Below are 20,562 nucleotides of genomic sequence, written 5' to 3'. Positions count from 1 at the left end.
TGCCTGCTTTGTTCTAATTATTGTCTGTCTGTTCCTGCTTACTGTTCAACTGGTCCGCCGTTTCCCAACCATAGATCTTCCATCTGCGATTGTCATCTCTGCGTAACAGATATACCATGACGGTAGAACTTTTTTTGCCATTTTCCGTCATCGTGTAACCGCAGGATATTCGTGCAAAGGAATATCCATCCGCTGTGTAATAGTCCACATTTGTGCTTGATGCAAGAGAAACACTCGTTATTTTTCTCTTATTGTTTTTATAATTCTGCACTTCTCCCTGCAGACGGATGAGGTAGGATTCTTCTTCGTTGTTCTCCCTGAGTTCCTCATCAAATAATTGCAGTGACTTTTTCCCCAGTTCCTGAAGTTCTTCCTCCGTGCAGTCTTCATTATAAAAACATTTCATCAGATCGTTATAATATTTGACCACTTCCTTCGGTGTCGAAGGATAATTGTTCTCGAGGTTTCGGGAAAGTGCGGTGTCGATTTCCGACATCACCGCTTCCTGTTGCTCGGTGCGATGCGTTCCGGACAGATACGCATAATATCCTACCACCAGCACGAGTAAGAAGATGAAAAAGACTGTAATCTTAGTCACGGATGTGTTGGTTTTCTTCATAAGATCGTTCACTCTCCCTCGTCAAATTTCAGTTCCATGGTCCAACCATCTTTCGCCGCATAAGTCGCCGGAAATATCTTCCGCACATCCTCCATGAATTCCTCCGGTCTGGTCATGGACGGGCTGTAGTGGGTCAGCCATAATTTCGGTACTTCCGCTTCTTTTGCAATCTTCGCCGCCTCATACATGGTCATGTGCTTGTGTTCTCTGGCTTTCACCAGTTTATCCGGCTCTCCGTACATACCTTCCAGGATCAGCAGATCCGATCCTTTGGAATTCTGTCGGATGCTCTCCGTAGGTCGGGTATCGGTACTGTAGGTTACTTTCAGGCCCTTACGCTCCGCTCCCAATACCATATCCGGTGTAAATACTCTGCCGTTCTCTTCCAGGGTCTCTCCTTTTTGCAGACGGCTCCAGAATTTCATGGGGATTTCCTGCTCCATGGCTCTGTCCTTATCAAATCGACCCGCCCGGTCAATCACCATACTGTACCCATAACAGAGTACATTATGGTTGACCCTGAAAGCTTCCAGCCGAAAACCTTCAAAAGAAAAAGTCTGGGCATTTTCTGTAATCTCAATGCATTTCACTTCGAAGGGAAGTTCCGGTGCGATCACCCTCAACGAAGCCACCACTTTGGTAAGCCCCCTGGGACCGATCAGGAGCAGAGGCTCTGTCCGCTCTGCATTTCCCATGGTCAGAAGCATCCCCGGCAGACCGCTGATGTGATCCGCATGGAAATGAGTAAAGCAGATAATATCAATAGGATTGGGACTCCAGCCTTTTTCCCGCATGGCGATCTGGGTTCCCTCTCCGCAGTCGATCAGAATACTTTTTCCATTATATCGCATCATCAGGGAAGTCAGCCATCTGTAAGGTAGCGGCATCATTCCTCCTGTTCCCAATAAGCAAACGTCTAACATTCTTCCTCGCAATCCTGCCTTCACAGCATCTGTTGTTCTATCTATAATAATTCTGTCTCCGGTACTTCTTCCACCGGAATGACAAATCTGCCGATCCAACTGTCGTAGCAGTCCTCACACAGATCAAAGGCATGTCTCATACCGTCTTTCCTGCTAAAATATCCAAAGCGGACATCTGCGGTGAAATATCCCTCCCGGATGATTTCCTTTTCTACTTTTAATTCTCTGCCGCAGGCGTTACATATTATCTGTGTTAATTTACTGTTTTCTGACTTTCGCATCTTACCTTCCACCTTTCTGATCGTAAAAACAGTTTCCTCTTTCACTATCATAGCAAATAAATCGCCGGATGGTGGTGGTAATACTTGTTAACGACGCCACATGATCATGGCATCTTCGGTAGGTTTCTCATAAAATCCGGGACGAATCCCTTCCGAGACGAAACCAAACTTTTCATATAAACGGATCGCCGGTGCATTGCTCACTCTGACTTCCAAAGTATATGCCGTAATGCCGCGCTCTGCCCCCAGTCGGAGCAGTTCTTCGAGCATTTTGCTTCCCACTCCCAGATTCCGGTACTCCGGTGCCGTTACCACGTTGTCGATATTACCCTCATGAAAACTGTCCGTCAGTCCGGCACAGCCGGCGATATGTCCATCAGTCTCCGCCACCACATACAGGCAATAATCTCTTAGAAGCAGTCCTCTGAAATCCTCCGCAGACCAGGGCATGCTGAAGGATGCGGCTTCGATGCGGCTCAGTTCTTCGATATCTGTATCCCGCAGGGGACGAACCTCTATCTTCATGCCTGTGCCTCTTTTGCTACTCTCTCCTGCTCTTCCCGTTCCCGCTCTGCCTGGCTCTTACGCAGATATTCGGGTTCATGCTCCGCCGCGGTCACTGTCTTACCCTGTGCATAATAAATGGCTCCGAGAGAAGCCACACTTGCTGCCCGCTGTCTGTTATTGGCTGCGGGAGCAAAGGAAAACGGCACCTTCATTCCTTCTGTAATCTGCCTCCGGTATACCGGCACGCCGTCTCCCAAAAAGATCACTTCACGTCCCAGGCGGTTCAGTTCGTCCACCAGTTCGTCCACAGGAGATGCGCACTGATCCTTAACACATTGCATCACAAGCTGCTGTTCACAACTTCCAGCCTCAGCTTCTGCCTTACAGAATTCATAGATCCCGGTGTATACCTGATTCCTTCTGGCATCCATAATGGGGCAGACCAGCTTGTCCGTCCCCCAAAGATTAAATGCAAGTCCTTCCAGTGTCGGCACCTCTACCAACGGCAGATTCAGTGCCAGACCAAGTCCCTTCGCGGTTGCTGCCCCAATTCTCAGTCCGGTAAAGGATCCGGGACCTGCGGAGATAGCAATGGCATCAATGGTGTGAAGATCCAGGTCGATCATCTGCCGGATCTCGTCCAACATCGGAAGTAATGTCTGGGAATGTGTTTTCTTATAATCTGTGGTATACTCTGCGATCAGGACATCGTCTTCCACGACGGCGGCACTTGCCACCAGTCCGGAACTGTCCAAAGCTAATATTTTCATACTGTAGTCATCTCCTCAATCGTGATCCGGCGATAATCGAAGCCCTTCTCCAGATCCTTTTCTATGGTCACCTGTCTGTAGTGCTCCGGCAGGATCTCTTCGATCAGATTCGCCCACTCGATCAGGCACAATCCCTCACCGTAAAAACAGTCCTCGTAACCGATCTCTTCCATCTCCTCCACATCTCCGATGCGGTACACATCAAAATGATAAAAAGGCATGCGGCCTTCCTCATAGATCTGCACAATGGTAAAGGTGGGGCTGTTGACCGGTTCCGTAATTCCAAGACCGTCTGCCACTCCCTGGGTAAATACAGTCTTGCCCACACCCAGATCACCGATCAGGGTATAGACCTGCCCGGGAAGTGCTTCTAAGCCGATCCGCTGTCCCAGTGCAAAAGTCTCCTGCGCACTGTGAGTCTCTATAATTTCTTTTTTAAATTCTTTGTTTGCTGTGGAATCACCTGTTGTCATTTTTCTTACGCTTTCTATAGACACCGTAATGGCCGTTGTTGCTTTCCGGAAAAGCTCTCAGCTCTATGGCATTTCTAGCTGCGGATCTTCACCTTTGCAGGGGGCATATGCGTGGAAATCATTTCGATAACATCCGTTGTCTTATCCTGCATCTGGCTTTTGGGAAATATCGTTGCATTATTCTTTGCCGTATAGACAATTATGCTGCGCCCGGTGGAGACTGCTTTCAGACAATCCTCCCATGCCTGGCAGGTGGAACTGTCTCCCTGAGAAATAGTAATGCCGTTCTCATCCAGAACATAATGCAGTGGTTCCCTGAAGACCGGATTGTTCGCTACCTGCTGTTTGCTTTTGATAAAAAGCGTCCAGGGGAGATATAACAGGATCACCACTCCCAGGATCAGATAGATCCAGTACTGTCTGGAAATTCCCACAACAACGCCCAGTGCTCCGATCACCGCCCCCAAAAGTCCGGACACGCTGTTATAGCTGTGCCGTAATAAAAAATCATATAAGTCCCCCGATGTAATCTTTACATCCAATTCTACCATAACGTGTTCTTTCCTCTATAATAATGTATGATGCCAGGGGCAAAAGGGCTAACCCCACATGAGCCTGCTCATAGGCGGTTAAAAGGCCCCGGGCTCCGTCTGCGCATAAAACTGCATACTATAGAAAACATTATAAATTTTTTCCCATGAAAAAGCAAGTAAAGAACCGCAGTGATTTATAATCTGTCACCTGCGGTTCTTTATTTATGCATTTTATTTAATTATGATTTAATTTTTATGATTATTCATGCCGTAAAGCTTCGATAGGACTTAGTTTTGCCGCTTTTTTCGCCGGATAGATACCGAAAAAGATACCCACGGCGGAGGAGAACAGGCTGGCTCCCAGTACCGTTCCTGCGCTTACTTTTGCGGTAAAACCGATCAGACTGCAGATGCCAAAAGCTCCTGCCACTCCGATGGTAATACCGATCAGACCTCCCAGCAGGGTGATGATCGCCGACTCCGACAAAAACTGTAGCAGAATGGATCCGGTTCTCGCTCCCAGTGCTTTCCGGATACCGATCTCTCTGGTACGCTCCGTGACAGATACCAGCATGATGTTCATAACGCCGATACCGCCTACCAGCAGAGAGATGGCTGCTACGAACACTACAAAGATAGTAATGTAGCTTAAGATCTGATCCATCTGGCTCATAATATCATTAAAATTCTGTACAGAGATGACATTCTGTCCTCTGACACCATGCCTGTTCTCTAGCAGACGCACCGTATCCTGCGCCACCTGAGAGGCATTTTCCGCGCCATCACTGACGATCAGCAGGTCCGTATAATTCACATAGAATCCATATCCCTCGGAAATTGTGGAGATAGGTGCCTCCATGGTCACCGTACCGTTTCCTCCCATTCCGAACAGCTTCGATGCGTTGTCCTTACGGATACCAACAATCGTAAATTCCTGTGTCACTCCATACAACGTATAATCAAAGCTCATTCCGATCACATTGGTATTACCAAACAGCGTTTTCGCGCTACTCTCCGTAATGACGCAGACTTTGTTCGCCGTATAATAATCGGAATCTGTAAAATAACGTCCTTTGATGATCGGATCCTGGCTCGAATATTCCAGTCCCGCCTTACCGAAAGTTGCAGTAGCATCAAAGGTTCCCTTTCTGCCGGTGGCGCTTCCGCTGAAACTCCAGGACGGTGTTACCGCCTTGACATTTGGAACTTTCTCCAGAATGGCATCCATATCCTCTTCCGTGAATACCACCTCTGTTCCATTTTCCGCGGTATCATTGCTATAAACCGCGATCTGACCGCCTGCCATAGAATTCAGTTCTCCGTTGATCCCACTTTTCACGCCATTACCTATGGAGATGATCATGATCACCGAAGAGATTCCTATGATAATGCCCAGCATGGTCAGGATCGAACGTCCTTTATTACTGCGGATATTCATCAATGCAATTTTGATGTATTCCCATACTTGTGTCATGGATCCGCCTCCTACTGTTCCATGGGCACAGCCGTTACTGCCATGCCCTCCTCCAGGCTGACACCCGTGAGGCTGTTCACTATGATCTGGTCTTCCCCGGTAATGCCCTCCAGGACCTCTGCGTATTCATCGGAGGAGATTCCGCAGGTAATTGCCCTCTTAACTACCATGCCGTTCTCGATCACATAGAGGAAATCTCCGTTTTTATCCGCATTGATCGCTTCTACCGGGATCAACAATGTATCCTGTGCACTGTTGGTATGTACGGTCAGCTTTGCATCCAGTCCCAGAATGATCTTGTCATCGGGGTTAGTCAGATGTACTTCTACCCCTACCATGGGCGTATTGGAGGCATTCAGTGTTGCCATACGATTGATCTTACTGATCTCGCCTTCGTATTTATTGCCAGAGATGGTAATATCTACTTTCTGCCCGATGGCAAGTTTTGCCACATCGGACTTGGAAGCATCAAAGGAAACCTTCACATTCTGGCTGCTCTCCAGTGTGATCAGCTGTGTGCCCTCCGCCACACTGGCTCCGGATACACCGGTGCATTCCGTTACGATACCGTCAAAATCAGCTACAATGCCTTTCTTCGCAGAATAATACTGTTCCTCCGCCTCTTTGTATGTCAGCTGTGCCAGATCTCTGTCAGCAGCGTACCCTTGGGACTGATAACCGTTTAAGATCGATCCTTCACCGGCATCCTTCTGTGCCTGCATCTTCGCTTTATAAGTTTCACATTCCTCAATATGTTCCTGTACGGAAGCAATCTCATTCTGCATATTTACCACGTAATCGCTGGATCCTGCAATGGACTGCACATAAGAATTTCTCGCCTGGCTGGCGCTGATATCCTGGAGTTCCTTATTGATTTCTTTCGCACGGTCTGCACTGGTAGCGGAATTCTGCAGTTCCTTGCTCAAATCAGCGGATTTTCTGGATAATTCATAGCTTTCTTCGGATAACTGTCTCTGGGTTTCTCTCTGACTCTTGGCAAGTTTATCCTGCAGTTCTTTCAGATAAGCCCTGTAATCCGTCAGCTGTTGGTCCAACACTGCCAGGTTTGTGTTCGCTTCATTCAATTTTGCCTGACTCTTGCTGTTCTCTGTCATGGTGCTGTTATAGGAAGCACTGCTCTTGGTCTGCTGTAATGTTGCCTCCTGTAGGCGCTCCTCCATCCGCTCCATGTCATAAGTCATCAGCACATCCCCTGCCTTCACAGCATCTCCGGCTGCCACATTGACTTCGTTTAATCTGCCGCCTACCGGCGCAAAGAGAACCGCTTTCTCTTCACTGACTACCTTGCCGCTGGTGCTGACATTTTCCTCGATGTCACCGCGGAATGCGTTAGTAGTGCTGACCATGACGCCCGCACTGCCGGAAAATGCACAGCTTACCATACGGATCATGATCAGTATGATTATGATAGCAGCAATAATAACAGGTGCTTTTTTACGTTTTTTACCGATTTTACCTGCCTTCTGTTCTCTTTTTGTTTCTTTTAGCTTTCTCTTTTCTTCCTTCTTCATTGCCTTGCTTTCTTTTGCACTCAGTGTCTGTTCTGTTTTTTCCTGCTGTTCCATGATCTCTCACTCATGATCCTTTCTATTTTATACTCATGTCTTTTCATTCGCTGCATGTGAAAATCTGTTTTCCGCATCAGGCTCCTGCCGTCTGCAGTTCCTCCACCGGAACGATCTGTCCGGAATCGGATTCTACTTTGCCGTCCTTGATCTTGATCACTCGCTTCGCCTGTGCTGCGATCTCATTATCATGTGTGATCAATATGACGGTTCTTCCCTCTTTATGTAATCCTTTTAGAATATCCATGATCTCTTTCGTGGAATTGGAGTCCAGATTACCCGTTGGCTCATCCGCCAGGATCACCGGAGGTGCCTGGGCTATGGCCCTGGCTATCGCCACTCTCTGCTGCTGACCGCCGGACATCTCCGAAGGCTTATGATCCATACGATGTTCGAGACCTACCTTTTTCAAGGCCTCCACGGACAGCTCTTCCCGCACACTTTTGGATACTCCCCTATAGATCAGAGGCAGCTCCACATTTTCCAATGCCGTCAGATTCGGGATCAGATTAAAGCCCTGAAAGATAAACCCGATCTCCCGGTTCCGGATGTCGGACAATGCATCGTCGGATAATGCGGACACGTCCTGTCCATGCAGCCAATATTCCCCGCTGGTAGGCACATCCAGACAGCCCAGCATATTCATCAGTGTAGATTTTCCACTTCCGGAATGCCCGATGATAGCCACAAATTCCTGCTCATCGATGGTCAGACTGACATGATCCAGGGCGCGCACTTCATTTTCCCCCGGGTTATAGATTTTACACACATCCTTGATCTCTACTAATGCGCTCATTTCTCACCTGCTCCTGTTATTTATTTCTGTTTTTACTTGTTTTATTGTATCGTTGTACTACGTGCATAATACAATAATTTCTTTTGAGTGTCAACATTTATTTATCCTCAAATCTATGCACAATACACTATCAGATAAATCGGAAAAAAAAGCTGTGAAAATTCTAAAGATTTTCTATATTGACTTTTATTTCACAAAGTGATATATTCCATCCATAAGGTAAAGTTCTTCAGGGTTGGGTGTGATTCCCTACTGGCGGTAATAGGTCATCCTTAAGTCCGCGACCCGCAGATGCAATTCTGCGGCTGATCCGGTGTGAATCCGGGACCAACAGTACAGTCTGGATGAAAGAAGACGTATCACATATATTTTTTTGTGATACCCATGCCCCGGAAGCTTGTATTCCGGGGCTTTTTTTGAAGACTTTCCTTGATTTTTCTCATAGGAAAGGAGTTCTGAAATGAACAAATTAATGCAAACTGTAACTGAAAATGTGGCCTATGTAGTCATCTTCCTGGCGGTCATCGTGGGCTGTTTCCTGGTGTCTGTGGTGCTGGAAAAGGGCGCGCAGAAGAAAAACGGCATCTCGGAGCCGATCTTCAATACGAGAAAGCTTGCCATGATCGGTATGTTTTCCGCCATCGCTATGATCCTGCATGTGCTGGACTTCCCCATCTTTTTTGCCCCCGGCTTCTATAAAATGGACTTCAGTGAGCTGCCGATCTTAGTCGGTTCCTTTGCTTTCGGTCCTGTAGCAGGTGTCATGATGGAATTCGTGAAGGTACTGTTGAAGCTATGCATAAAAGGTACCTCTACCGCCTTCATCGGCGATCTGGCGAACTTCGTAGTGGGCTGCAGCCTGATCATCCCTGCTTCCGCTGTGTACTCTTTTAAGAAGACAAAGAAAAGCGCAATCATCGCCTGCATTGTGGGTACTCTGGTCATGACCGTATTTGGCACCGCATTCAATGCCGTATATCTGCTTCCCGCGTTCTCCAAATTCTACGGAATGCCTCTGGATGCCATTCTGGCAATGGGAGCCGAAGTCAATCCACTGGCAAAGGAAGGCAGCATTGTAAGCTTCGTGGTGGCATGTGTGGCTCCCATGAATCTCATCAAGGGAACGCTGGTGTCTGTCGTAACCCTGCTGATCTACAAACCGTTAAGCCCCATCATCAAGACCGGTCACAAAGCATAAAAAGCATAATTGATGAACTCAAAACAGGGACAGCCGTTATCTGCTGTCCCTGTTTTTTAATACCTACGGATGCTCCGTACCAGACATGTACCACTGGCACATAGCCCCCTGGCATCATTCTATATATTCTTACTGCTTCTGGATCTTCATGGTCAGACCGATACGTTTCTTTGCCATATCTACGGTGAGTACCTGCACATCCACGATATCTCCGACGCTGACAGCTTCCAACGGATGCTTGATATAGCGGTCGGTGATCTGGGAGATATGCACCAGTCCGTCCTGATGGACACCGATATCCACGAACACACCGAAGTCAATGACATTACGCACGGTTCCCTTTAAGATCATACCGGGTTTTAAATCCTTCATATCCAGGACATCACTGCGCAGGATCGGTTTCGGCATATCGTCTCTGGGATCTCTGCCCGGCTTCTCCAGTTCCTTCAGAATATCTGTCAGCGTGATCTCACCAATGCCCAGTTCCTCTGCTAAAAGCTTCTTATTTTTAATCCGCTTCTCCAGACCGGACATATCCTTTGCATCATTTACTGCATTTTTAGCTACAGGTGCCGTCTGCTTTGCAGAGGTCTGCGCAGAATTGTCAAAAGTCACACCGCCCATAGCCGCTGCGAGAGCCTTGCCCATAGCGGTATTGGTATTGTGTACCCGAACTGCTTTACCTTTCTGTTCTTCCCGCTTCTTCGGTGCATTGACTGTGCCGTTACCATTCTTCTGTCCGTCTGCCTGCGCAGCGCTGCTCCTGCCGGAAGCTTTTTTTGCAGCCGCCTGCTTCTGGGCTTCCTTAATATCTTCCATGGTCAGTCCCAGCTTCTCCATCAACTGTTCTGCAGCTTCATAGGACTCGGGATGGACACTTGTGGCATCCAGCGGATTCTTGCCATCCGGGATCCTCAGAAAACCGGCACACTGCTCATACGCCTTAGGCCCCAGCTTCGGTACCTTTAACAGCTGTTTTCTGTTTACAAAACGTCCGTTATTTTCTCTATAATCCACGATATTCTTCGCAATCGTCTTGTTAATACCGGAGACATATTCGAGTAAAGATGCGGATGCCGTATTCAGATCCACACCGACTTTATTTACGCTGTCCTCTACCACGCCGCTTAAGGCATCGCTTAATTTCTTCTGATTCATGTCATGCTGGTACTGACCGACACCAATGGACTTGGGATCGATCTTCACCAGTTCTGCCAGGGGATCCTGTAATCTTCTGGCGATGGATGCAGCACTTCTCTGTCCCACGTCAAAATTAGGAAACTCTTCTGTCGCCAGCTTACTTGCGGAGTATACGGAAGCACCTGCCTCGTTGACGATCACATACTGTACCGGACGATCCAGTTCCTTCAACAGCTCTACGATTACCTGCTCGGACTCTCTGGAGGCCGTACCATTTCCCACAGAAATTAAATCCACATTATATTTTTTGATCAGTTTCTTCAGCTCGGCTTTGGACTCCTCCACCTTATTCTGCGGTGCTGTAGGGAAGATCACTTTCGTATCCAGCACTTTTCCGGTAGCATCTACCACTGCCAGTTTACAGCCGGTACGGAACGCCGGATCCCAGCCCAAGACCACTTTTCCTGCGATAGGCGGCTGCAATAGCAGCTGCTCTAAATTTTTGCCGAAGACATTGATAGCTCCGTCCTCTGCCTTTTCTGTCAGATCGTTACGGATCTCTCTTTCAATAGCGGGTGCTATTAAACGATCATAGCTGTCTTCCACTGCAGCACAGATTACCGGTGTGGTATACTCATTTTCCTTCGTGATCAGCTTTTTCTCCAGATAACGCAGAATACGCTCCTTAGGTGCATTGACTTTTACAGTCAGTACTTTTTCTGCCTCTCCACGGTTCAATGCCAGTACCCTGTGACCTGCAATCTTCTTCACAGGCTCTTCAAAATTGTAATACATCTCGTAGACGCTCTGAGCCTTCTCATCCTTCGCAGTACTGCTCACAATACCTTCCTCTACGGTGATATTACGGATGTAGAGACGATGATCCGCATCATCGGAGATCATCTCGGCAATAATATCCTGTGCTCCCTGCAATGCTTCCTCCGGAGTCTTTACTTCTTTTTCTTCGGAAACATACTTGGCCGCCTCGTTAAGCAACGGTTCTGTTGCCTCCTGGCGCAGAATGTATTCTGCCAGAGGTTCCAGCCCCTTCTCCTTTGCAATACTGGCACGGGTCTTTCTCTTGGGCCGATAGGGTCGGTACAGATCCTCTACCACTACCAGCGTCTGAGCTGCCAGAATCTTCTCCTTTAACTCATCGGTAAGTTTTCCCTGTTCCTCGATGCTCTTCAGCACCTGCTCCTTTTTATCTTCCAGACTTCTCAGATAGGTCAGTCTCTCATCGAGATTACGCAGCTGCTCGTCGTTCAGAGATCCGGTGACCTCCTTACGATAACGGGAGATGAAAGGGATGGTATTTCCCTCATCGATCAGCTTCACCGCAGCTTCCACCTGCCATTTTTCTACCTGAAGTTCTTCTTTGATTTTCTGTATAATATCCATAGTTCCTCCTGATGGCCTGTTGCCATTTTGTTTTGCGCATGGGTATATTATACTGGAAATCGGAAGTTTTCTCAATCTTTTCATTTTTATTTCATTTGCTTATTACAGGAAAAAATGGTACAGTACTTAATATAAGCGCGGCAGACAAATTCACCACATGCCGCCCGGAAATGAGGCTTTCTATGGATTATTATCAGAATCAGAATAACGAAATGAATCAAAATATACCGCAGATCGATCCGAAATACAGGGGGTTATCGATCGCTTCTATGGTCTGCGGCATCTGTTCCCTGGTATTATGCTGCACAGGACTGCTGTCCATCCCTGCCGGTGCTCTTGGCATTCTCTTCGCAATGCTTACCAGAAAAAAGGGACAGCGTATGAGCAGTATGTGTGTCGCCGGGATCTGGCTGTCCTGTGTGGGACTGGCACTCGGTATCTTCATCACGATCAGCAGCATTGTCACGGTATTTACCGATCCTTCTTATAGGAATATGCTGGATCAGATGTACCAGCAGATGTACGGTGTCGATATGGAAGGATTCTGGCAGTCGTACCTGTAAGACATGCCGGTATTTTCCGATGGATTCTGTGGTTACGAAATAATAAAAAGAAAAGAGGATTTCTATGACACAATATACATCCAGAGCCCAACTCAAAGAAAAAGCCAGAGATCAGATGGCAGGGCATTACGGCAATGCCATCCTGCTGTCCATCTGCCGAAGTCTGATCGTATTTTCCCTCACCTTTGCCGTCAGCATGACCTTCACTATGATCCTTACCGTACGGACAATTATGGGAGGAAGCGCAGAGACATCTCTGACGGAATATCTGCTTTTGACGGCGACTACGACTTTATTGTCGATCTTTGCCGGAGTGTTTCAGACCGGCATTACATTATTCTATCTGAATACTGCCTGCAACAGGCCTGCTGTAACCGCCAATCTATTCTACGGCTTCAAATACTTATTCAAAAAATCGCTTGGGATCTCCGCAGTACTGATCCTGCTGAATACGGCATGTACACTTCCTTTTGATATCTGCTATTTTCTCCTGCGGTCAGGGAAGGGCTTTGACGCCATAACCATGGCAATCCTGTGCATTGTGCTTATGGTCATCGGTATGTGTATCTATATTCCGTTATCCCTTGGTTTATCCCAGGCTTACTATTTACTGTTGGATTTCCCCCAGTATAATGCCATGGAGCTGATGAAATTAAGCTTCCGCATTATGAAGGGACATAAATGGGAGCTGTTCTGCTTACAAATGAGTTTCCTGCCGCTGGGATTTCTGTGTTTGCTGAGCTTCGGTATCGGGAGCCTATGGCTGGTGCCATATATGAACATGACCCAGACCTTATATTTTCTGGATCTGATGCAGAACGAGCGCCAATAACGGATATTTATTATGATTATTATGTATACAAAAACACATTCCATAAGTCAAACGCCTATGGAATGTGTTTTTTATTTTGTCTACTATGAATTCTCTGTCTTCTTATCTCCCTGCACACTGAGCCATTTCAGATAGCCATTGATGAAGATATCCAATCCGCCGTCCAACACAGCGTCCACATTACCTGTCTCCACATCGGTACGGTGATCCTTGACCAGTGTGTACGGCTGTAATACATAGGAACGGATCTGGTTGCCCCAGCCGATCTCCTTGACTTCGCCGCGGATATCCGACAGCTTCTCGGCATTTGCTTCCTTTTTTAACAGATACAGCTTGGCTTTCAGCATCTGCATAGCCTTATCCTTGTTCTGGAACTGGCTTCGTTCGTTCTGACACTGCACTACTGTTCCCGTCGGGATATGGGTGATACGGATAGCAGATGATGTCTTGTTGATGTGCTGACCACCGGCACCACTGCTTCGATAAGTATCAATGCGCAGATCCTTCTCATCAATATCCACATCCAGATCTCCTTCGATATCCGGCATAACATCCAGAGATACAAAGGATGTCTGACGCTTGCCCTGGGCATTGAAAGGAGAGATACGCACCAGACGGTGTACCCCCTTCTCCGACTTCAGATAGCCATAGGCATTCAGTCCGTTGACCTGGAAAGTCACTGACTTGATCCCGGCCTCATCACCATCCAGGTAGTCCAGTACTTCAATGGTAAAACCCTTGCGCTCCGCCCAGCGGGTATACATACGATACAGCATACCGCACCAGTCACAGCTCTCGGTACCGCCGGCACCGGCATTGAGCTTTAAGATCGCATTGTTCTTATCATATTCTCCGGACAATAGGGTACCGATCCTAAGTTCGTCGAATTCCCTGATGAATTCATCCAGTTCTCCGCGGATTTCCGGTATCAGAGACTCATCGTTCTCCTCATATCCCATGTCGATCAGAGTCAGGATATCATCGTACTGTGTAGAAAGCTTATCACACTCTCCTACCGTATCCTTCAGGTTCTTCAGTTCTTTCATTTTCTGGTTGGAACGCTCCGGGTCATCCCAGAATCCGGGAGCCTCCATCTCACGTTCCATTTCTTCGATCCGCTTTGCCTTGTTAGCAAGGTCAAAGTGAATCCCTCACTTCCGCTAAAGGTGTTTCGTAGGACAGAATTTCTGTCTTCATCTGATCTAATTCAACCACTTAACGTCACCTACTTTCTATTCTATCATTTTCTATTATCGTAATTCTCACTTTTTACGGCAGGCACACCGTCTGTCCGCGCTGCCGCACTGTCTTCCACTGTCGTCAGAAAACATCAGGCCTTCCGTCCGCAGCAGTTCTTGTATTTTTTACCGCTTCCGCAGGGGCAGGGATCGTTCGGATACACCTTTGCATTTTCACGCTTTACAGGTCCCTTCGGTAAGGAATCATCCTTGTTCGTGCCGGTGATCTTCGCCTGCTGCTCACGCTCTACCTTCTGTTCGATCTTGATATGGAACAGAAGTCTCACAGTCTCTTCCCGGATGTTCTGGGTCATCTCATCGAACATCTCGTAACCGCTCATCTTGTACTCTACCAGAGGATCTCTCTGGCCGTATGCCTGTAAGCCCACGCCCTGACGTAGCTGCTCCATGTCGTCGATATGATCCATCCACTTACGGTCGATGACCTTCAGCAGAACCACACGCTCCAGCTCACGGATGGCTTCGGGTTCGGGGAACTCGGCCTCTTTTGCTTCGTACAGCTTCACAGCTTCTTCCTTTAACTGCTGCTTTAAGCTGTTCTTCTTGGGCTTCTTCACACGCTCCGGTGTCAGAGGCTGTAACGGGATCGTAGGAATGAGCAGGGTATTTAACTCATTGAAATCCCAGTCGGAGATATCTGCGTCGTCATTGATACAAATATCTACACAGTTCTCGGTAATATCGGTGATCATCTTGTAGATCACATCGCGCATGCTCTCGCCGTTCAGTACCCGCAGACGCTCCTCGTAGATGATCTCTCTCTGTTCACTCATGACACGGTCATACTCTAACAGATTCTTACGGATACCGTAGTTGTTGCTCTCAATCTTTTTCTGTGCGGATTCGATGGCATTGGTCAATGCCTTGTGCTCGATCTCCTGTCCCTCGGGGATACCTAAGGTATTGAACATACTGATCAGGCGCTCGGAACCGAACAGTCTCATCAGATCGTCCTCCAGAGAGATGTAGAACTTGGACTCACCGGGATCTCCCTGACGTCCGGAACGACCACGCAGCTGATTATCAATACGTCTGGACTCATGACGCTCGGTACCGATGATCTTCAGTCCGCCGGCGGCTCTCGCTTCCTCATCCAGCTTGATATCCGTACCACGGCCTGCCATGTTGGTAGCGATGGTTACCGCACCGTGCACACCGGCATCGGCTACGATCTCTGCTTCCAGTTCATGGAATTTTGCATTCAGGACCTTGTGCTGGATACCGCGCTTGGTTAACATCCTGCTCAGCTCCTCACTGGCTTCGATCGTGATCGTACCTACCAGTACAGGCTGTCCTGTGGCATGTGCTTCCTCTACCGCATTCACGATAGCGTTCAGCTTCTCTCTCTTCGTCTTGTATACAGCATCCTGCAGATCCTTTCGGATAACGGGACGGTTCGTGGGGATTACCACAACATCCATGCCGTAGATCTCACGGAACTCGGTCTCCTCCGTGAGAGCTGTACCGGTCATACCACACTTTTTATCGAATAAATTAAAGAAGTTCTGGAAGGTAATGGATGCAAGCGTCTTACTTTCTCTCTTCACCTTTACATGCTCTTTTGCTTCGATTGCCTGATGCAAGCCGTCGGAATAACGGCGTCCCGGCATGATACGTCCGGTAAATTCATCGACGATCAGTACCTGGTCATCTTTTACCACGTAATCCTTGTCACGGAACATCAGATTATGGGCACGCAATGCCAGGATGATATTGTGCTGGATCTCCAGGTTCTCGGGATCCGCGAAGTTATCAATATGGAAGAATCTCTCAACCTTCTCCATACCTGCTGCGGTCAGGTTGATGATCTTATCCTTTTCATTAACGACGAAGTCTCCGGTCTCTTCCTGTACCACACCCATGATGGCGTCCATCTTGGTCAGCTCCTGTACATCATCACCGCGCTTCATCTGACGTGCCAGCAGATCACACATCTCGTACAGAGCTGTGGACTTGCCGCTCTGTCCGGAAATGATCAGAGGGGTTCTGGCTTCATCGATCAGTACGGAGTCCACCTCATCGATGATGGCATAATGCAGTCCACGCAGAACCAGCTGTTCCTTGTAAATCACCATGTTATCACGCAGATAATCAAATCCCAGTTCGTTGTTGGTAACATAAGTGATATCACACTTGTAAGCTTCCTGTCTCTCCTCGGAGGTCATGCTGTTCAGTACCACACCGACCTTCAGTCCCAGGAACTCATGTACCTGCCCCATCCACTCCGCGTCACGCTTCGCCAGATAGTCATTGACGGTAACGACATGGACACCCTTGCCTTCCAAAGCATTCAGATAAGCGGGAAGTGTAGACACCAAAGTCTTACCTTCACCGGTACGCATCTCTGCGATACGTCCCTGATGCAGGATGATACCACCGATCAGCTGTACTCTGTAGTGCTCCATGTTCAGAACACGCTTTGCAGCCTCTCTTACGGTTGCATACGCCTCCGGAAGCAGATCATCCAGAGTTTCTCCCTCGGCCAGACGCTTCTTGTACTCCTCGGTCTTACCCCGCAGTTCCTCATCGGAAAGTGCCTGCATGGTAGGGCGGAGTGCCTCGATCTTGTCCACCAGAGGTTCAATACGCTTCAGTTCTCTGGAACTGTGCGTGCCAAATATCTTCTCAATAACGCTCATTTTTTCCTCATTTCCACACCCTTTTGACAATAAAATGTCCATGGGTCTTCGCATAATTCAAAGGTTATTGTAGCAGATTTTCCTTTATGTTTCAACCTTTCAATGCGACCATAGGCGTGAAAAGACTGTAAAAATTTTATGAACAGGATGTGGCCCCCTAAGAGCCTGCACAAATTGACAGTCCGGATAAAAATTATTATAATGAAATCAGTTAAATTTTCTTTTCATGATAAGGAGCAGAATACTTATGAAAAGGCTGTCTATCACCCAACTGGTTCCCGGCATGACCGTCGCCGAAGACGTCTATGATCTGGACCATGAGCTTCTGATACAAAAAGGGACCATCCTTACGGATAAACTGATCACCAAGCTGGATCTGTACGGTATCCTCACCATTTTTGTCGAGGATATCATACAACCCGTGCGGCCTGCTGAGGATTCTACTGACACTGAGCTCTCTTACTCCGAGCGCATTAAGAGTTCTCCGGAATTTCAACTGTTCAAGACAGATTTTGAAAATGATGTTGAACTGTTCCGGGAAAATATGAATCTCGTGATTCAAAAAAATACCTCTTTAGATGTGAATACCCTATTGAAGAACACCATGGCCATCGTAGCCAATCATTCCGGCAGCATCAGCATTCTGGACATGCTCCAGAACATGCGGGAATATGATGATTCCACTTACACTCACAGTCTGAATGTTGCCCTGATCTGCAACATACTGGCCGGATGGCTGAAGCTGTCTGACGAGGAAATTGAGCTGGCCACTGCCTGTGGTCTATTCCATGATATCGGCAAACTGCTGATACCTTATTCTATCATTTCAAAACCGGGAAAGCTGTCCGAGGAAGAATTTGCAACGATCAAAAAGCATCCCACCCTGGGTTACCAGCTTCTCCTGTCCCAGGATGTGGATGATCATGTGAAAAATGCCGCCCTCATGCATCACGAACGCAGCAACGGCAGCGGTTATCCTCTGAAATTAAAAGGCAATCAGATCGACCCTTATGCAAGAATCGTGGCTATTGCCGATGTCTACGATGCCATGACCGCTGCCCGCTGTTACAGAGGACCTTTGTGTCCATTCCGTGTCATCGAGATGTTCGAGGCAGAAGGCTTCCAGAAATACGATGTCTCCATCCTGCTTCCTTTTCTGGAAAATGTGGTCAATTCCTGTCTGCAGAACCGTTGTCTGTTAAGCGATGGGCGGAAAGGGACGATCATTTATATCAACAAAGACAAGCTCTCCCGGCCTATCGTACAATGTGGCGGAGAGTATGTGAACCTGGCGGACCAGCCGGATTTAGAAATTGTGCGTCTGCTTTAAGTTATTCAGGTATCAGCCATACAGGACCTTAGGCTGCATTGTGTTGTAGATGTCGCATGCAGCCTTTCTTTCCATAAAAACAGCATCTACAGAATGGAGTTATTTATGTCAGACAAGACTTCCTTGCATTATTATGTCAATATGCCCGGAAATACCCTTCCGGGCACTTCTTTTTCTACTATTACTGAAGCACTGACCGCCCTGACGGATTCATCCTGCTTATCATGCGAAAAGCAGTTCCCGGCTCCCGTTTCTGATCTGCCTCCTGTGATCGTACACATCGGGGAGGGTATTTATCGGGAAAAATTAATCATCACCAGACCAAATGTCACCTTCGAAGGGGCCGGTGCAGACAAGACTATTCTCGTCTACGGAGATGCCGCCTTTGATCTTATGCCTGAGGGAGATAAACGCGGAACCTTCCGCACCGCTTCCGTCCGGATCGACACCCATGATTTTACTGCAAAGCATCTGACTTTTCAGAATGATTCCGGCTTCGGGCATACCGTAGGACAGGCGCTGGCGGTCTATGTAGACGGCGACCGCAATGCTTTTTATGACTGCCGTTTTCTTGGCAGCCAGGACACGGTCTTCGATGCACCTCTGCCGTTAAAAGAGGCGCAGCCCGGAGGCTTCAAGGGTCCCGGAGAATTCAAGCCCCGCACGATTGGACGTCATTATTATGAAAACTGTTTTATTCAGGGAGATGTGGATTTCATCTTCGGCAGCGGCATCGCCTGGTTTGAGCATTGCACGATCTACTCGAAGCTTCCCGGAGACCGAATCCCTCCGGAAAGTCCGGAGGATGAAGTGATCTACGGCTATGTGACCGCAGCCTCCACTCCCATGGAAGAACCCTACGGCTATGTCTTCCATGAATGCAGCCTGGAGAGCGACTGTCCTCCCCATTCCATCTACCTGGGACGTCCCTGGAGAGAATGGGCAAAGACCGTATTCTTGCACTGTGAACTGGGGGAACACATCCATCCCGCCGGCTGGCAGGACTGGAAGAAACCCCATGGACATTTCTATTACGGAGAATACGCTTCCTACGGTCCCGGCGCTTCCCCTGCCACCCGCGCTGACTTTTCCCACCAGCTGACGGATGCGGAGGCTGCGGAGTATACCGTGAAACATGTAATGAAAGGATGGGAACCACAGAGTTTAATGTGATCCGTTGTGAAAGGAGTTCCGACATCTATGTATCAGGAAGCATTGTCCCGCCAGCTGGCACTGGACTACTGTTGCAGTCCTGCTGATGTGGCAGATTCAAAAAATCATTTTACAATTTATGTACCGCAGGAGGGACGCCGCCGTTTTCAGGAACAGACGGTTTGCAGGTTAAAGATTGCTGTCGTCAATGGGAAATTACTAGTTACCGGTTCCGAAGAAATTGTGGCAGAATGTCGGAAACGTTATGCTGATGTGACGGGAGAATGGTTTTTTGACATGAAACGGCTCCGGGAATTGGAAGAATTGCTGGCTCCCTTCGATCTCCGTATTGCACAGGTACATCCTTTTTTTCTGCCGGAGTCTGGTGGCATAGCTTCTTCTGACCTTCCTTCGGCTTTGCTATCTGATGCCCGCGATTTTGAACTGATACGATATGATCAGGATGCTATTCTGCAATTTCGTGGTGATGATCGTTTTGATCAAGCATTTGCTTTCGATCCGGATGCACCGGATGTTTTGGGCATGGCCGCGGTAAAGGACGGTGAGATTCTCGGTATGGCAGGCGCCAGCGCTGACAGTCCCCTGTTCTGGCAGATTGGGATCAATGTAGCTCCCCACGCCAGAGAAATGCATGTGGGATCGACTTTAGTAAGACTTCTGGCTCAGGATATTTTGGCTCAAGGTACGATTCCTTATTATGGAACAAGCATGTCCCACATTGCTTCCCAGCGGGTAGCGCACCGTGCCGGATTCGCTGTGACGTGGGCAGAATTGATCACGGAAGAAGTAAGGTAAATTGAAAGTTACGAGCCATGCAAAGTCAAAACAGAAACAGCGATCTGGGAGCTTGCTCACAAGTCGCTGTTTTTGTTTTTGACTTTATACTGTGCGTCCAACGGACACACTCGACAGCCGTCAATGAAATAAATGTGGAGCGCCCTTTGCGACACATTTATGAATTGGGTGCATGGCTCGTAACGTAGGGTTGCCGTAGACCCCACGAACGCCCGCGGCGAACGGAACATCACGCCTTGATGTCGCGTCTCCAGGTGTGAATTTTCTACG

19 protein-coding genes and 1 riboswitch are annotated in these 20,562 nt (G+C 48.0%); of the genes, 6 read left to right on the top strand and 13 right to left on the bottom strand.

Annotation, left to right across the window (positions count from 1 at the left end):
- Window positions 1-13 precede the first annotated feature (13 nt).
- From H9Q77_RS04105 to H9Q77_RS04060, 10 genes are all read right to left on the bottom strand, one after another.
- Window positions 14-619, bottom strand: a complete 606-nt coding sequence (locus H9Q77_RS04105) for a DUF6715 family protein (RefSeq protein WP_118547692.1) — start codon at window positions 617-619, stop codon at window positions 14-16.
- 8 nt (window positions 620-627) lie between these two features.
- Complete coding sequence (locus tag H9Q77_RS04100) at window positions 628-1,542, bottom strand: ribonuclease Z (RefSeq protein ID WP_118547693.1); 915 nt, start codon at window positions 1,540-1,542, stop codon at window positions 628-630.
- A 41-nt stretch (window positions 1,543-1,583) separates the two neighbouring features.
- Entirely contained in the window at window positions 1,584-1,874 is a 291-nt protein-coding gene (locus tag H9Q77_RS04095) for a hypothetical protein (RefSeq protein WP_249326611.1), read from the bottom strand.
- 36 nt (window positions 1,875-1,910) lie between these two features.
- Window positions 1,911-2,348: a ribosomal protein S18-alanine N-acetyltransferase gene (gene rimI / locus H9Q77_RS04090; RefSeq protein WP_118693758.1), complete on the bottom strand. Its 438-nt coding sequence runs from the start codon at window positions 2,346-2,348 to the stop codon at window positions 1,911-1,913.
- Window positions 2,345-3,100, bottom strand: a complete 756-nt coding sequence (gene tsaB / locus H9Q77_RS04085; RefSeq protein WP_118693757.1) for a tRNA (adenosine(37)-N6)-threonylcarbamoyltransferase complex dimerization subunit type 1 TsaB — start codon at window positions 3,098-3,100, stop codon at window positions 2,345-2,347. Before tsaB ends, rimI begins: the two co-directional genes overlap by 4 nt.
- Window positions 3,097-3,573, bottom strand: coding sequence for a tRNA (adenosine(37)-N6)-threonylcarbamoyltransferase complex ATPase subunit type 1 TsaE (gene tsaE, locus H9Q77_RS04080; protein ID WP_118547696.1), 477 nt, complete (start codon window positions 3,571-3,573; stop codon window positions 3,097-3,099). Before tsaE ends, tsaB begins: the two co-directional genes overlap by 4 nt.
- Before the next feature lie 74 nt (window positions 3,574-3,647).
- Complete coding sequence (locus H9Q77_RS04075; protein ID WP_118547697.1) at window positions 3,648-4,124, bottom strand: YcxB family protein; 477 nt, start codon at window positions 4,122-4,124, stop codon at window positions 3,648-3,650.
- A 241-nt stretch (window positions 4,125-4,365) separates the two neighbouring features.
- On the bottom strand, window positions 4,366-5,580 hold the full coding sequence (locus H9Q77_RS04070) for an ABC transporter permease (protein ID WP_118693756.1): 1,215 nt from the start codon (window positions 5,578-5,580) through the stop codon (window positions 4,366-4,368).
- Window positions 5,581-5,591: 11 nt separating this feature from the next.
- On the bottom strand, window positions 5,592-7,166 hold the full coding sequence (locus H9Q77_RS04065) for an efflux RND transporter periplasmic adaptor subunit (RefSeq protein ID WP_249326610.1): 1,575 nt from the start codon (window positions 7,164-7,166) through the stop codon (window positions 5,592-5,594).
- A 76-nt stretch (window positions 7,167-7,242) separates the two neighbouring features.
- Entirely contained in the window at window positions 7,243-7,962 is a 720-nt protein-coding gene (locus tag H9Q77_RS04060) for an ABC transporter ATP-binding protein (RefSeq protein ID WP_118693754.1), read from the bottom strand.
- 221 nt (window positions 7,963-8,183) lie between these two features.
- Window positions 8,184-8,322, top strand: a riboswitch (FMN riboswitch).
- 100 nt (window positions 8,323-8,422) lie between these two features.
- On the opposite strand from H9Q77_RS04060, the gene H9Q77_RS04055 reads away from it, so the two are divergent.
- Window positions 8,423-9,160: an ECF transporter S component gene (locus H9Q77_RS04055; protein ID WP_118547701.1), complete on the top strand. Its 738-nt coding sequence runs from the start codon at window positions 8,423-8,425 to the stop codon at window positions 9,158-9,160.
- Window positions 9,161-9,289: 129 nt separating this feature from the next.
- Here the strand turns inward: H9Q77_RS04055 and H9Q77_RS04050 are convergent, their stop codons facing one another.
- Window positions 9,290-11,701, bottom strand: a complete 2,412-nt coding sequence (locus tag H9Q77_RS04050) for a Tex family protein (RefSeq protein WP_249326609.1) — start codon at window positions 11,699-11,701, stop codon at window positions 9,290-9,292.
- A 182-nt stretch (window positions 11,702-11,883) separates the two neighbouring features.
- Between H9Q77_RS04050 and H9Q77_RS04045 the strand changes: the two genes are divergently transcribed.
- Window positions 11,884-12,264 (top strand): DUF4190 domain-containing protein, encoded by a 381-nt coding sequence (locus H9Q77_RS04045; protein WP_118552007.1) that lies wholly within the window; start codon window positions 11,884-11,886, stop codon window positions 12,262-12,264.
- A 64-nt stretch (window positions 12,265-12,328) separates the two neighbouring features.
- Complete coding sequence (locus H9Q77_RS04040; protein WP_249326608.1) at window positions 12,329-13,096, top strand: DUF975 family protein; 768 nt, start codon at window positions 12,329-12,331, stop codon at window positions 13,094-13,096.
- 83 nt (window positions 13,097-13,179) lie between these two features.
- On the opposite strand, the gene prfB is transcribed toward H9Q77_RS04040, so the two are convergent.
- Window positions 13,180-14,311 (bottom strand): peptide chain release factor 2 gene (prfB, locus tag H9Q77_RS04035; protein ID WP_118547705.1). Its coding sequence is split into 2 segments (ribosomal slippage): window positions 13,180-14,235 and window positions 14,237-14,311, totalling 1,131 coding nucleotides; the frame shifts between segments, so codons are not numbered across the junction.
- 115 nt (window positions 14,312-14,426) lie between these two features.
- The gene (gene secA / locus H9Q77_RS04030; RefSeq protein ID WP_118547706.1) at window positions 14,427-16,994 is read right to left on the bottom strand and encodes a preprotein translocase subunit SecA; all 2,568 of its coding nucleotides are present in this window, start codon (window positions 16,992-16,994) and stop codon (window positions 14,427-14,429) included.
- A 247-nt stretch (window positions 16,995-17,241) separates the two neighbouring features.
- Between secA and H9Q77_RS04025 the strand changes: the two genes are divergently transcribed.
- From H9Q77_RS04025 to H9Q77_RS04015, 3 genes are all read left to right on the top strand, one after another.
- Entirely contained in the window at window positions 17,242-18,324 is a 1,083-nt protein-coding gene (locus H9Q77_RS04025) for an HD-GYP domain-containing protein (RefSeq protein WP_249326607.1), read from the top strand.
- A 105-nt stretch (window positions 18,325-18,429) separates the two neighbouring features.
- Entirely contained in the window at window positions 18,430-19,497 is a 1,068-nt protein-coding gene (locus H9Q77_RS04020) for a pectinesterase family protein (protein WP_249326606.1), read from the top strand.
- A gap of 27 nt (window positions 19,498-19,524) precedes the next feature.
- Window positions 19,525-20,292: a GNAT family N-acetyltransferase gene (locus H9Q77_RS04015; protein ID WP_249326605.1), complete on the top strand. Its 768-nt coding sequence runs from the start codon at window positions 19,525-19,527 to the stop codon at window positions 20,290-20,292.
- The last annotated feature ends 270 nt before the right edge of the window (window positions 20,293-20,562 follow it).

This window comes from Simiaoa sunii, from assembly GCF_014337175.1.
Taxonomy (GTDB): domain Bacteria; phylum Bacillota; class Clostridia; order Lachnospirales; family Lachnospiraceae; genus Acetatifactor; species Acetatifactor intestinalis.
Note: the sequence above shows the minus strand (reverse complement) of the source record. Positions and strands in the feature narration are given on the sequence as shown.